Genomic DNA, 13050 nt, shown 5'->3' on the forward strand with positions numbered 1-13050 from the left:
CCGGCCAGGTCTGCATGCGGCGAGATGGTTCGAATACGTTTAAGAGCTTGCGTTTTCCCAGCTACCGCGGCAGCGTAGGGGTAGAGTCATCAAAACGCGTCATCGGCTTTTCGCCGGCCTGCTGAGCTACCGCCCTCCGCCGGGTATGCCACACCCGTGACTACGCCCTCAGCGGCGCGGTCGCTTTTGCTGCCTTGAATCTGCGCGCCCCTCGATTCGTTTAAAGGCTTCGGCTCACAGGCCGGGAGGAATCCTGGTTTACCATCCCCGTCGTATTCGAATGCGACTGCCCCTTGCGCGACCTTCGAACTCGCACTTCTGGACGCCTCACCGCCGGGCTGGATAGTCGTGTGCGAGACGCGTCCGAAGTGCCAGATTTGTGCAAAGTTTTGTCCACCGACAGCGACGAACCCCAGCGTCAGCTTGCCCGCCTCAAACACCTTGCCGAAGCCTGAATGGCTTCCGGGCACAAGGTTTCGGCTGGCGCCGTGTTCCGCGTGATTGCCATGCAGGATCAACTCGCGATCCCCTTGTGCCCAGCTCAACGACCGGTGGGATTGGCTAAGAATATGTCCCTTCGGTTTGCAGCAAAATGGGAATGACGCCAACGCCGACTTCATTTGACGGTGTACCCGCGTCCCTCAAGGCAGGCGGCGCGCGCATTGGCGAAGGCCTGTTGCTGTTGCTGCGACGCGGCCTGACCTTGCTGCGCAGTAGCGGCGTTTTGCCTGCGGCTTTGCCCACGTCCGGCAACCGCACCGGCCGCTGCGCCGGCACCAGCATCCCCCATGACTCCACCCACGACCGCACCACGCGCCGCGCCGCGCGCTCCCGCACCCGGGGTCGTTCCGGTTGCCGTAGTCGGTGGCTGGGCAGCCTGCGGCGCCTTGGCCGGATCGAATCCGCTTTGCTGGACCGCCCACGAATAGCACGCGGCCTCGTCGCTCTTTTGCGTTTGCGGTGACTGCCCCTTTGCGGGGTACACAGCTTGCTGTGCGTTTGCATCAGCGAGTAGCCCAACAGTCAATGCGAGTATGTACAAGGATTGACGCGTCATTCTCATGCCCTCCTTTTAATGCTTGAATAAAGCGATCTACCTTCACCGGAGATCGGCCAATCGAGGCAGCAACGTGTCCCACGGCCGAGACAGCAAATGAGGGTTGCACGCGCAGCCGGACGGGGCGGGTCGCTGGCATCGACAAATGGCTGGATCCAGGCGGGTGGCTCGTAGCCGCAGGTGCCGCCGTAGTTGTTCAGTGTAATGGGCGTGAGCACCACTGGTACTGCCGACGACGCGGCAGCGGCACGGGAAAGCCGAATCGCATTCAGATCCGAGCAGAGCACGTCGAACGTGGCCTGCGTAAAGGGCAGGCGGGCCCCAGTGGAGATGTCCGTGGCCGACGCGATGATGAACGGACCGTTTCCACGATTGAAGTCGCCGAACGTCGCGCCATGGAACAAGATCTCGTCGTACAGGTCCGCCGCCAGCTCCGAGCGGCCCCACCCGCTCGACCAAAAGGATGGCCAGTAGGCCGGATTGAGCGTGCGGAATGTGATGTCGCCCTGTACGTCGCGCTTGAGGAAGCGCTGTTCGTAATCGTCGAACAGCTTGTCGCCGTACAGGCCATAGGCGAGGGCCGTAAAGCTTCCGCCCGACACGCCGGTGATGACGCCGACATGGTCGAGCAGGCGAGAGCTCTTGCCCGTCGGTCCGACAACTTCGGTATTGCGCAGGAACTCAAGGACGCCGTACGAGAATGCGGCGGCGCGTGTTCCGCCGCCCGAGAAGGCCAGAATCACCAGGTTCTCGTTGTCCGTCGCATACTGTGGGCGCGTAAAAAATCGATAGCCGGCATTGGGGTCAGCGTGGGCGATCGGCGGGTTGACCGGCCGGCTGGCGCAGCCGCCCAGCAGGAGCAACAACGCAAGTATCAGCCATGCAGGCGTCGGCAATCGTGTCATGGTTCCTCCGGATCAGCCCATGCATGCCTCGCTGTCACGAGCGAGTGTGCAAACTTGGCTTTCTGGAAATCGGTTGCTACCGCTAATTAGAATAGTCGGAAAGCCGGTGTGGCTCCCATGGCAACGCCAAATGGCGGCGCAACCGCATGCAGAATCCGATGCGATTCGGAATGGGAAGAAGCCAAGCCTCGTTGGCGTCCCTGGGATATCGGATCAGTACGTCTTTATCCGCACTCTATAGGGTTCCCGCCGGTCTCGATCAGCGTAATCGCACCTTCCTTTTCCGCCAGTTCCGGCAGTTCGGGCACCGGCCTGGGGGCGGCCCAGCAGCGAAGCGGCCAATGGGATCCTGATGTTCGGCGTCTCGACGTCGGTGATGACCGCAGCGGTGATGGAGATGATCAAGCACAACATGGCCAAGCTGCCACAGGGCGAACGGCCGTAGGTCAGGAAGGCAGAAGCCGGGGCCGGAGAGTTTTTGGGGTTCCCTTGAGTTTTTAGCAGGTGGCGAGCCAAAGCCTTTTACAGAGATGATCGCTCAACCGTCTGCTCTGATGGGCCGGCTAACGACCGGAGATGGCCGGTTGCCTGACGCTGGCGGCAGTCAGGCTGTCTCGGTCGCGGCGGCGGGCCAAGTGTGGTAGCCCCCGGTGCGGTCCCCCGGTGCGGGCCTTTTTATCGATCTTGCGAAGCCAGCCGCCATGTCGGAATGCCGTCATCGAAACTATCGAACCACTCCCGGATCGCGTCGGCCACAACGCTTGGATCGCAAGTGGCGGCATCCGGAACGCATGCCCGAATGAGACCTTCGACGTCAAATCTTCCTTCCACCCGTGCCCGCCAGGCATCGCGGTCGCTGGCTAGGATAGCGAGGTGCTGGTCTCGGATCGGTATGTAACGCATGGCCCAGACAGGAAATGGAGTTGCCCCGTATGACGGCCGCCTCGCCGATATCTTGACCCCGTCCGCTGCTTAAGTCAGCCAGAGGTGACGGTGGACCGGACCGTCAGGTCCTGGCTCGCGTCACGGGAGTTGCACGGTAGTCCAGCTTATTCCGGATTTCCAGTCCAGCAAAAGCGCTCGTAGTCCAGCTGATCCGGTTTCCTACAATGCAGGGGCGCGGCTACAGCGTTAAGGGAAACGGCGTGCAGTAGCGCAGCGCAGGCTCAGGTTGCCCAGCGCTCGCACGCCTTGCGCACGGTTTCGCGCTGGCTGCGTGCATCCGCATCGACCTGTCGCAGCCATTCGGCATCGCCTTCGCGGCGCCCGGCCAGCGCGCGGATATTCGCCAGCGCTTCCAGCGAACCCAGCGCCTCGGCATGCGGCACCAGCGCGTCGCAGATCGACAGGATGTGGTCGGCGATCGGCATGCGCGTCAGCTCGTTGGGATGCACGTATTCGCCGTCCAGCCCGAAGCGGCAGGCCTGGAAGCGGTTGAAGGTGTAGACCAGGTAGTCGTCTTCCTGCGGCATGAACGGGCGCGACAGCAGCAGGTAGCGCGCCAGCATCTGGATATAGGCGGCGATATCGCAGGCGCGCTGCACCGTCAGCGGCGTATCCATCACGCGCACTTCGATGGTGCCGAATTCCGGCTTGGGCCGGATATCCCAGTAGAAGTCCTTCATGCTCTCGATCACGCCCGTGTTGCGCATCTTCTCGAAGTATGCGGTGAAGGCGTCCCACGTCAGCAGGAACGGCGCGCGCCCGCTCATCGGGAAGGCCGCAACGGAATTCAGCCGCGCCGAGGCAAAGCCGGTATCCACGCCCTGCACATAGGGCGACGACGCCGCCAGCGCGACAAAGTGGGGCACGTAGCGGCCGATCGCATGCAGCAGGAACAGCGACTCGTCCGCGCTCGGGCAGCCGATATGCACGTGCTGGCCGAACACGGTGAACTGCTTGGCCAGGTAGCCGTACAGCTCGGAGATGTACTGGTAGCGCGGCGAGTTCGAGATGGTGCGGTCGGACCATTGCTGGAACGGGTGCGTGCCACCGCCGGCGATGCCCAGGTTGAGCGAGTGCGAGGCCGCCACCATCAGGTCGCGCATGGTGGTCAGCTCTTCCAGCGCCTGCTGGTAGCTGTGGCAGATGCCGGTACTGATCTCGATCATCGACGGACTGATCTCCGGCTTGATGTCGCCGGCATGCTCGGCGCCCTTGAGCGCGCGCAGCAGGTCGGGCGCGAATGGCGCCAGGTCATAGTCATGACGGTTGACGAGCTGCAGCTCCAGCTCCACGCCGAAGGTCAGTGCCTCGGAATGCTTGAACGGTTCGAGAGACATCAGCGCCCTCCTCCATTGCCGCGAACCTCGCCAGCGTAGCGCAGCGCCCAGGCCGCGATCACGGGGCCGAGCAGTTGTTCGATTGCCAGCGCGCACAGGATGATGGCGGCCAGCGGTTGTCCGGTTCCCGGGTAAAGGCGTGCCACGTCGCTCATCAGCAGGTATGCCAGGCCCGACATCGGCGCCAGCGCCAGCCCCAGCGCCATGCACTGGCGCAGGCTCAGGCCCGAGAACGAACCCAGCGAGACCACGCCGGCCAGCTTGGCAGTATGGCGCAGCAGCACCAGCACGACGGCGTAGATGCCGCCCACGGCCCAGTCATGCGCGGTCAGCGGCAGGCCCAGCGACACCACCATCACGATGATCAGCAGGCTGCCCGCGCTGCCGAAGTGCGGCGGCCATACATGCGGCTGGCTGTCCTGGTGCTTGAACACCACACCAGCCAGCATCAGCGTCAGCGGCATCGACAATTTTAGTACCCGGGTCAGCGCGAGCGTGAACAGCACCAGGCCCACCAGCACCAGGAAGCTGTAGTGATCGTCGGCCGACATGCGGTCATAGATGGCGTGGCCGATCTTGCCCACCACCCATGCCAGCAGGCACGAGCCCACCAGCAGGTAGAGCGGGTGCAGCAACGCCGCGCCCAGGTTGCCGTACTCGGAATGCAGCCAGCCGGTGGCGACCTGCACGATGGCGGCGGCGTAGATGCTGTTGAGCGCGGCCATCGCCATCAGGCGTTCGGTGACCTGCCCTTCGGCGCGCAATTCGTTCTTCAGTTGCAGCACGATGGTGGGCGAGGTGCTAACCGCGATTCCGCCAGCCAGGATCGCCACGCCCGGCGAGGCGCCGATCCATTGCAGCACCGCCGTCACCAGGCCCCAGGTCAGCAGGCTTTCAAAGGCGCTGGTCAGCAGCAGCCAGCGGTTGGCGCGCAGCCAGGTGAGAGAGAGGCGATGCCCGAGTTCGAACAAGGCCAGCGCCAGGGCCATATCGATCAGGATACGGGTCTGGTTGATCATGTTCTCGTCGACGATGCCGCGGCCCAGCATGCCGGCGCACAGGCCCGCCACGGCATAGCCGACGATGCGCGGGAAGCGCAGCCAGCGGCGGCTGACCTCGCCCGCGAGGCCGGCGCCGACCAGCGCCAGTCCGACCCAGAAAAGGCCACCTGGCGCGAGCGGGAGAGTGGGGAAAAGTTGGCTTAGTCCATTCATGGTCGACATGGTAATGTAAGCACATCACAATCCATGTCAGTGATTGTCCGACACCGCACCAAACCAACCCGCTACTTCGGTCAATTGCATGTAAAAAACGCCATCTCCGGGATGGCGTTTTTTACATTCGTTACACGGTCAGGCGGTTCGGAGAGGCCGTGAGACGTTTCAGACGCCCCACACTTTCCACTTCGGCCGGGTGGCCTTCAGCGCCGTTTCGACCTGCCCGTACAAAGTGCGCGTTGCGCCCTGCGCGGCGCCGTGGGCGCGCGCCTTCTCGAAGTACGCCAGCGCCGTCTCCCGCTGGTCCAGGCCAAGTGCGGACAGGACCGCGCGCAGGTACACCTCTGCGTCCCAGTCGTCACGTACGGCAAACGCCGCGACAAAGTCCGCCATGGCAGCATCGTGCCGCTGCGCGGCGTTGTGGATAAGTCCTCGCTGCATACGCGGCCCAGCCTGGTCCAACGGATCGCCCTCGGTCAGCGCCACGGCCTGCTCGAACAGCGGCAGCGCGCGCTCGGGCTCGCCCGCGTCGCGCCAGACCTGGCCGAAGCGGTTGTACAGCCACGCATCCTCCACCAGCAGCGCGCGGCGCTGCTGGGCTTCGATCCCGGCGAGCGCATCGGCGCGGTCATGCTCGTCCATGCCCGCCATGCGCGCCTGCAGCAGCGCGGCATAGTGCGCCCGCGCGTGGGCCATCGGGTGCGCGGCCTCGCTGCGCGCCTCCACCGGCAGCGCATCGAGGCGGGCGTCCATGTGCATCATGGCGGCGCGCGCGGCCTCGGTCGGCTCGGCGCCGCCCATTGCCTTCCACGCCGCGATCAGGCGACTGAAGGCCCAGGTCACGTCGGCCGGGTTGCGCTCCAGCGGATAGCGGTTGAGCACTTCGCCGGCCAGTTCCACCACCTTCTGGTGCTGGCCCGCGCCGGCGTGGCAGTCGAGCAGGTCGATCCAGTGGTCGATGAACTCGCTGGCGGCCATGCCCTGGCGGTGCAGCGCGATGCGCTCTTCCAGGTGCGCGGCATCGGCCGGCAGGCTGCGCGCCAGCAGCCGGCACAGCAGCGAATAGACATGCGGGTCGGCATTGCCGCCATGGCCGGCGGCATCGCCCTGGCCGGTGGCGAAATACTGGTCAAAGCGCGCCACGCCGTTGCGGCAGCCCTGCACCAGCACGGGCCGCAGCGCGGCTTCGGCGGCCGGCACCTCGTCAATGAACTCGCCCAGCGCCATGGCGGCGCGGTGGTAGGCGGCGCCGTCGTCGGACTTGTCGGTCAGGTTGAAGCGCAGCCACGGCTCGCGCTCGGCCTGCTGGGCGCCGTCGCCGGCCTGCGCCAGCTGGTGGCGCCACGCCAGTTCGCGTACCTGGCTCTGCGGGTCGGGCACCTGGCGCAGGTAGACCGCGAGGTCGTCGAGCGCGCCCTGGGTGTCGCCGACGCCCCAGCGCAGCGGCGCGCGCAGGCGGCGCGCCTCGGGGTGGTCCGGCTGTTCGGCCAGCACGCGGGCGGCCTGGTCGGCAGCCACGGCGTCGCCGGCGTCGGGGTCGAGATCCAGCAGATGCGGGTTGTCCAGGGCGACACGGCCCAGGCACACCCGCATCAGCGGCTCGACCGGCACGCCGGCGGCCTCGGCCCGGCCGATGTAGTCGCGCACCAGCGGCGCGATATCCTCGGCGCCCAGGTCCGGATTGCGCACCATCAGGTCATACCAGTAGCGCGCCGCGGCGGCCATGTCGCCCATGCGCAGGGCCACCAAGCCGGCGTGGAAGTGCGCGGGCCAGTCGCCCGAGAGCAGGCCGCTGCGCTGCGCCGCCTCGTGCAGCCACGGGCGCGCCTCGGCGTCGCGGCCCAGGCTCATCAGCATGGCGCCGTAGCGGTGCGCGATCACCCCGCGCGAGGCCCAGCGGTGCGGCGGCTGCAGCGGCAGCGTGTCGAGCCGCGCCAGCGCCTGGTCCAGCACCGCCAGCGCCGCGGCGGCGTCGCCGTTGTCGAAGTGCAGCCGCGCGCGCAGTGTCACGAAATCGACCACCTCGGGGCGGGCCTGCGACAGCTGGTCGGCGATCTGCAGGGCTTCGGCGAAGCGCCCTTGGTTGGCTAGCCCGATGGCGTGGTCGTAGCTGGCTTCCTGCTGGGACACGTACTGCTCCTATGGATAAATTGTGCGAGTGCGGGATTATGCGCCAATGGTGGGATCCGCATCCGGACAACAACCGGCAGCGCCCGTCTTTTCTTGAGCACAGCCGCCGACAATGCGAAACGCCACCCGAAGGTGGCGTTTCGCAGGCAGTACCGAAAGCTTACTTGCCGCCAACCGTTTCCAGCACGGTCCACTTGCCGCCAACCACCTTGTAGACGGTGATACCACCATCCTTCAGGTCGCCGCGCGCATCATAGGCCAGCGTCTTGGTGGTCACGCCCTGCATATTGGTCGCAGCCAGCACCGGCAGGTAACGCGCCGGATCGGCCGACCCGGCCTTGACCATCGCCGTCATCATCGCGGTGGCGCCGTCATAGGCGTACGGCGAGTAGGTCTGCACCTTCGAGCCGAAGCGCTTCTCGTACTTCTTCTCGTACGTAGAACCACCCGGCATCTGGTCCAGCGGCAGGCCGGCCAGCGACACCACGGTACCTTCGGCCGACGGGCCGGCCAGCTTCAGGAAGTTGTCGGTCTTGGACATCTCGCCCGACACCAGCGGGGCCTTCATGCCCAGTTCCTTCACCTGCTTGGCCATCGGCGCGGACTGGGTCTCGGCGCCGCCGTAGAAGATGATGTCCGGGTTGCTGCGCTTGATGTTGGTCAGCACGGCCTTGAAGTCCACCGCTTTGTCGTTGGTGAACTCGCGGCGCACGATCTTGCCGCCGGCGGCCTTGGCGGCCTTCTCGAACTCGTCGGCCAGGCCCTGGCCGTAGGCGGTGCGGTCATCGACGATGGCGATGTTCTTCGCGCCCAGCTTCTTCACCACGAAGGCGCCGATCACCGAACCCTGCTGGGTGTCGGAGGTCATCATGCGGAACGTGGTCTTGAAGCCCTGCTTGGTGTACTCAGGCGCGGTCGCCATGGCGATCTGCGGAATGCCGGCGCGGTTGTAGACCATCGACGCCGGGATGGTGGTGCCCGAGTTGAAATGGCCGAGCATGCCCTGGATGCCGTTGTCCACCAGCTTCTGCGCGACCACCGAGCCGGTCTTCGGGTCGGCCTGGTCGTCTTCGGAGACCAGCACGAACTTGACTTCCTTGCCGCCGATCTTGGGCTTGGTGGCGTTCATGTCCTCGATCGCGAGGACGATGCCGTTCTGCATGTCCTTGCCGTACTGCGCCTGGCCGCCGGTCATCGGTGCGGCAAAGCCCAGCTTGATTTCCTGGGCCTGCGCGAACGCGGCCGAGGCGGCGGTCAGGCCAGCCAGGGTCAGGGCAACGGTCACTGCCGTCTTGTGGAATGTCGAGCTCATCAGATCTCCTTGGGTCCCAAATGGTGCCGATGTGGTGCCGTTGCCGGCATTGTTGGAGGCGCGGGATTGGCAGTGCCGCGCCGTTCTTCGTATGCGCGCCGGGGCGGGATCGCCGCCACCGCCGCGCGCTTCGACAAGACGAGGGCCGGGGTTGCCTCAGCCGATCGTCATCAAACTGGCATTGCCGCCCGCGGCCGCGGTGTTGACCGAGAGCGAGCGCTCGATCAGCAAACGGTCGAGCGCGACATTCGGTTCACCTTGCGCCAGGCCCTGCACGCCGATGATCGGGCCGGGGCGCGCAGCCACCTGCTCGCACACCGTGCGCAGCTGGTCGGAGTCGCCGTGGTGCAGCACTGCATCGAATCCGGTATCCGCAGCGGTCCAGTCGGCCACCATACGGACGCGCGATTGTACGCCCTTAGGCAGGCGCGCAAACAGCCCCCGGCCGACAGGGTTTTCCGGCCAGACCGCCTCGGCACCGACGGTCAGCACGGCGCCCAGCTGTAGCGCGAGGTCGGCCTCTTGCGCGGCCAGGCACAGCACGCGTTCGCGCGGCAGCAGCGTGTAGGTGTTGCGCTCGCCGGTGGGGCCGGCCAGCGTCACGGCCAGGCCCGAGGGCGAGGCCTCGGCAAGGCGTTCGCAGGCGGCGGCCACTTCCGGCAGCTCGGCGCGCGCCCAGGTGCGGAAGGCTTCGGCGGCACGCGCGGCCTCGTCATCCGGGCCAACCGCTTCGGCGCTGCTGCTGACATCGGCCGCGCGCACGCAGCGCGCCACCGCGTCCTGCGGGCATACGGACAGCAGCCGGTGTAGGTAAAGCGGGCCGCCAGCCTTCGGGCCGGTGCCGGACAGCGCTTCGCCGCCGAACGGCTGCACGCCCACCACCGCGCCGACGATATTGCGGTTCACGTACAGGTTGCCCACATGGGCGCGGCTCACGATAAAGGAAATGGTCTCGTCGATGCGGGTATGGATGCCCAGCGTCAGGCCGTAGCCAGTGCCGTTGATCTGGCTGACCATGGTGTCCAGCGCCGTGCGCGGGAAGCGCACCACATGCAGCACCGGCCCGAACACCTCGCGCTTCAGTTCCTCGAGGCTGTCCAGCTCGATCAGCGTCGGCGGCACGAAGGTGCCGTGGCGGCAGCTTGCGGTCTGCGGCGCGTTCAGATCGGCCTGGTGGACGCGGCGGCCCTTGGCGCGCATGGCGTCGATATGGCGCACGATATTGGCGCGCGCCTCTTCGTCGATCACCGGGCCGACGTCGGTCGACAGGCGGTCCGGGTTGGCCATGTTCAGTTCCTGCATGGCGCCCTTGAGCATTTCCAGCACGCGGTCGGCCACGTCCTCCTGCAGACACAGCACGCGCAGCGCCGAGCAGCGCTGGCCGGCCGAGTCGAAGGCGGAGTTGACCACGTCCCCCACCACCTGCTCGGCCAGCGCCGACGAGTCGACGATCATCGCGTTCTGGCCGCCGGTCTCGGCGATCAGCGGGATCGGGCGGCCGGCAGCGTCCAGGCGCCCGGCGACATTGCGTTGCAGGATGCGCGCGACCTCGGTCGAGCCGGTGAACATCACGCCCTTGACGCGGGCATCGCCCACCAGCGCGGCGCCGACGGTCTCGCCGCGGCCTGGCAGCAGCTGCACCGCGCCGGCCGGCACGCCGGCCTCGCGCAGCAGGCGGACCGCGGCGGCGGCGATCAGCGGGGTCTGTTCGGCGGGCTTGGCCAGCACCGGGTTGCCGGCGGCCAGCGCCGCGGCCACCTGGCCGGTGAAGATCGCCAGCGGGAAGTTCCACGGGCTGATGCAGACCACCGGGCCCAGCGGGCGATGGGTGTCGTTGTCGAAGCTGCGGCGGATCTCGGCGGCGTAGTAGCGCAGGAAGTCGACCGCCTCGCGCACTTCGGCGATGGCGTTGGAGAAGGTCTTGCCGGCCTCGCGCATGATGATGCCCATCAGCGACTGCATCTGGGCTTCCATCAGGTCGGCGGCGCGTTCCAGCGCGGCGGCGCGCACGTCGGGCGGCGTGGCCTGCCAGATCGGTGCGGCATTGACCGCGGCCTGCAGCGCGGCGTCGACGTCGGCCTGGCTGGCCTCGGTGACATGGCCCACCACGTCGCGGTGGTCGGCCGGGTTCAGCACCGGCGCGGTAATGGCGTCGGCAGCGCGCGGCATCTCGACGCCCAGCAGCGGCTCGGCTACGGCGCGTTCGCTGGTGCCGGCGAGCAGCGCCGACGACAGCGAGGCCAGCCGGTGTTCATTCGCGAGATCGATGCCAGCCGAGTTGGGACGGCTCTTGCCGTACAACGTGCGCGGCGACGGGATGCGCGGGTGCGGCAGGCCCAGCCCGCCCTCGTCGCGATGCATGGCTTCGACCACGGCGACGGGGTCGGCCACCAGCTCGTCCAGCGAGATGGTGTCGTCGGCAATGCGGTTCACGAACGAGGTGTTGGCGCCGTTCTCCAGCAGCCGGCGCACCAGGTAGGCCAGCAGCGTCTCATGCGTGCCGACCGGGGCGTAGATGCGGCACGGACGGTTGAACTTGCCGTCGGCGGTGGGCCCCACCACCTGGTCGTACAGCGGCTCGCCCATGCCGTGCAGGCACTGGAACTCGTACTGGCCGGGGTAGTAGCTGTGGCCGGCGATCTGGTAGATGGCCGCCAGCGTATGCGCGTTGTGCGTGGCGAACTGCGGGTAGATCGCGTCCGGCACCGACAGCAGCTTGCGCGCGCAGGCGAGGTACGACACATCGGTGTAGACCTTGCGCGTGTAGACCGGGTAGCCCTCCAGCCCTTCGACCTGGGCGCGCTTGATCTCGCTGTCCCAGTAGGCACCCTTGACCAGGCGGATCATCAGACGGTGGCGGCTGCGGCGGGCCAGGTCGATCAGGTAGTCGATCACGAACGGGCAACGCTTCTGGTAGCCCTGCACCACGAAGCCGATGCCGTTCCAGCCGGCCAGCTCGGGCTCGAAGCACAGGCGCTCGAGCAGGTCCAGCGAGATCTCCAGGCGGTCGGCTTCCTCGGCGTCGATATTGATGCCGATGTCGTACTGGCGCGCCAGCAGCGTCAGCGACTTGAGCCGCTCGTACAGCTCGGTGACCACGCGCTCGTGCTGGGCGCGGCTGTAGCGCGGGTGCAGCGCCGACAGCTTGATCGAGATGCCCGGGCCTTCATAGATGCCGCGCCCGCGCGAGGCCTGGCCGATGGCGTGGATGGCCTGCTCGTACGAAGCGAGGTAGCGCGCGGCATCGGCCTCGGTCATGGCCGCTTCGCCCAGCATGTCGTAGGAATAGCGGAAGCCCTGCGCCTCATACTTGCGCGCGTTGGCCAGCGCCTCGGAAATGGTCTCGCCGGTGACGAACTGCTCGCCCATCAGGCGCATCGCCATGTCCACGCCCTTGCGGATCAGCGGCTCGCCGCCCTTGCCGATGATGCGCGTGAGCGCCTTGGTCAGGCCGGATTCGGTATGGGTGGCCACCAGCTTGCCGGTCAGCAGCAGGCCCCAGGTGGCGGCGTTGACGAACAGCGACGGGCTCTGGCCCAGGTGCGACTGCCAGTTGGCGCCGCTGATCTTGTCGCGGATCAGTGCATCGCGGGTGGCCTTGTCGGGGATGCGCAGCAGTGCCTCGGCCAGGCACATCAGCGCCACGCCTTCCTGCGAGGACAGCGAGAACTCCTGGATCAGCCCCTGCACCAGCCCTTCACGTCCGGTGCCGACCTTCTGCTCGCGCAGCCGGGTGGCCAGCGTCTTGGCCATCTTGATGGCGGCGTCGGCCTGCTGTTGCGGCAGGCGGGCCTGCTCCAGCAGTACCGGCACGCAATCGGTTTCCGGGCGGCGGTAGGCCGAGGTGATGGCTGCGCGCAGCACCGACTGCGGCTGGATACTCTGCGCGAACTCCAGGAAGGCCTGCGGCGCGCCGTCGGCATGCGCCGGCTCGGCGGCATCCGGGCCATCGGACTCCGCCGAGCCTGCGGCGCTGGTCTCGTGCGGCAGGTAGCCGCGCTCGACTTGCTCCAGGTAGGTGAAGATGGCCTGCTTGATCAGCCAGTGCGGCGTGCGGTCGATGGATTGGGCGACGCGCTTGAGGCGATCGCGCGAGGCGTCGTCGAGCTTGACGCCGAGGGTGGTGGTGGCCATGCGGGCAAATCTC

The 13050-nt window shown here is 66.9% G+C and carries 8 protein-coding genes and 1 pseudogene; 1 reads left to right on the forward strand and 8 read right to left on the reverse strand.

Going from position 1 to position 13050, the window contains the following annotated elements:
• Positions 1–89 precede the first annotated feature (89 nt).
• Genes K307_RS48045 through K307_RS24885 form a run of 3 tightly spaced genes read right to left on the reverse strand, consistent with a single transcriptional unit; the run spans position 90 to position 1962 of the window.
• Positions 90–620, reverse strand: coding sequence for a hypothetical protein (locus K307_RS48045; protein ID WP_155301279.1), 531 nt, complete (start codon positions 618–620; stop codon positions 90–92).
• Positions 617–1057 carry a hypothetical protein gene (locus tag K307_RS24880; protein WP_042883543.1) on the reverse strand — a complete coding sequence of 147 codons (441 nt, stop codon included), beginning with the start codon at positions 1055–1057 and terminating at the stop codon, positions 617–619. Before K307_RS24880 ends, K307_RS48045 begins: the two co-directional genes overlap by 4 nt.
• 2 nt (positions 1058–1059) lie before the next feature.
• Positions 1060–1962, reverse strand: coding sequence for a patatin-like phospholipase family protein (locus K307_RS24885; RefSeq protein WP_230626100.1), 903 nt, complete (start codon positions 1960–1962; stop codon positions 1060–1062).
• 331 nt (positions 1963–2293) lie between these two features.
• Between K307_RS24885 and K307_RS46565 the strand changes: the two are divergent.
• A pseudogene (locus K307_RS46565) lies at positions 2294–2407 on the forward strand (two pore domain potassium channel family protein); the annotation flags it as partial.
• Positions 2408–3128: 721 nt separating this feature from the next.
• Here K307_RS46565 and K307_RS24890 read toward each other — a convergent pair.
• The 5 genes from K307_RS24890 to putA form a co-directional block, all read right to left on the reverse strand.
• Positions 3129–4244 (reverse strand): YbdK family carboxylate-amine ligase, encoded by a 1116-nt coding sequence (locus tag K307_RS24890; protein ID WP_042883544.1) that lies wholly within the window; start codon positions 4242–4244, stop codon positions 3129–3131.
• Positions 4244–5467, reverse strand: a complete 1224-nt coding sequence (locus K307_RS24895) for a cation:proton antiporter (RefSeq protein ID WP_042883545.1) — start codon at positions 5465–5467, stop codon at positions 4244–4246. The genes K307_RS24890 and K307_RS24895 overlap by 1 nt, the downstream gene beginning before the upstream one ends.
• Before the next feature lie 159 nt (positions 5468–5626).
• A complete protein-coding gene (locus tag K307_RS24900; protein WP_042883546.1) occupies positions 5627–7591 on the reverse strand; it encodes a tetratricopeptide repeat protein in 1965 nt (654 codons plus the stop codon).
• Positions 7592–7751: 160 nt separating this feature from the next.
• Positions 7752–8903: a branched-chain amino acid ABC transporter substrate-binding protein gene (locus K307_RS24905; protein WP_042883547.1), complete on the reverse strand. Its 1152-nt coding sequence runs from the start codon at positions 8901–8903 to the stop codon at positions 7752–7754.
• Positions 8904–9059: 156 nt separating this feature from the next.
• The gene (gene putA, locus K307_RS24910; protein WP_042883548.1) at positions 9060–13037 is read right to left on the reverse strand and encodes a trifunctional transcriptional regulator/proline dehydrogenase/L-glutamate gamma-semialdehyde dehydrogenase; all 3978 of its coding nucleotides are present in this window, start codon (positions 13035–13037) and stop codon (positions 9060–9062) included.
• Positions 13038–13050: the final 13 nt, after the last annotated feature.

The organism is Cupriavidus necator A5-1 (assembly GCF_000744095.1).
GTDB classification, from domain to species: domain Bacteria; phylum Pseudomonadota; class Gammaproteobacteria; order Burkholderiales; family Burkholderiaceae; genus Cupriavidus; species Cupriavidus necator_A.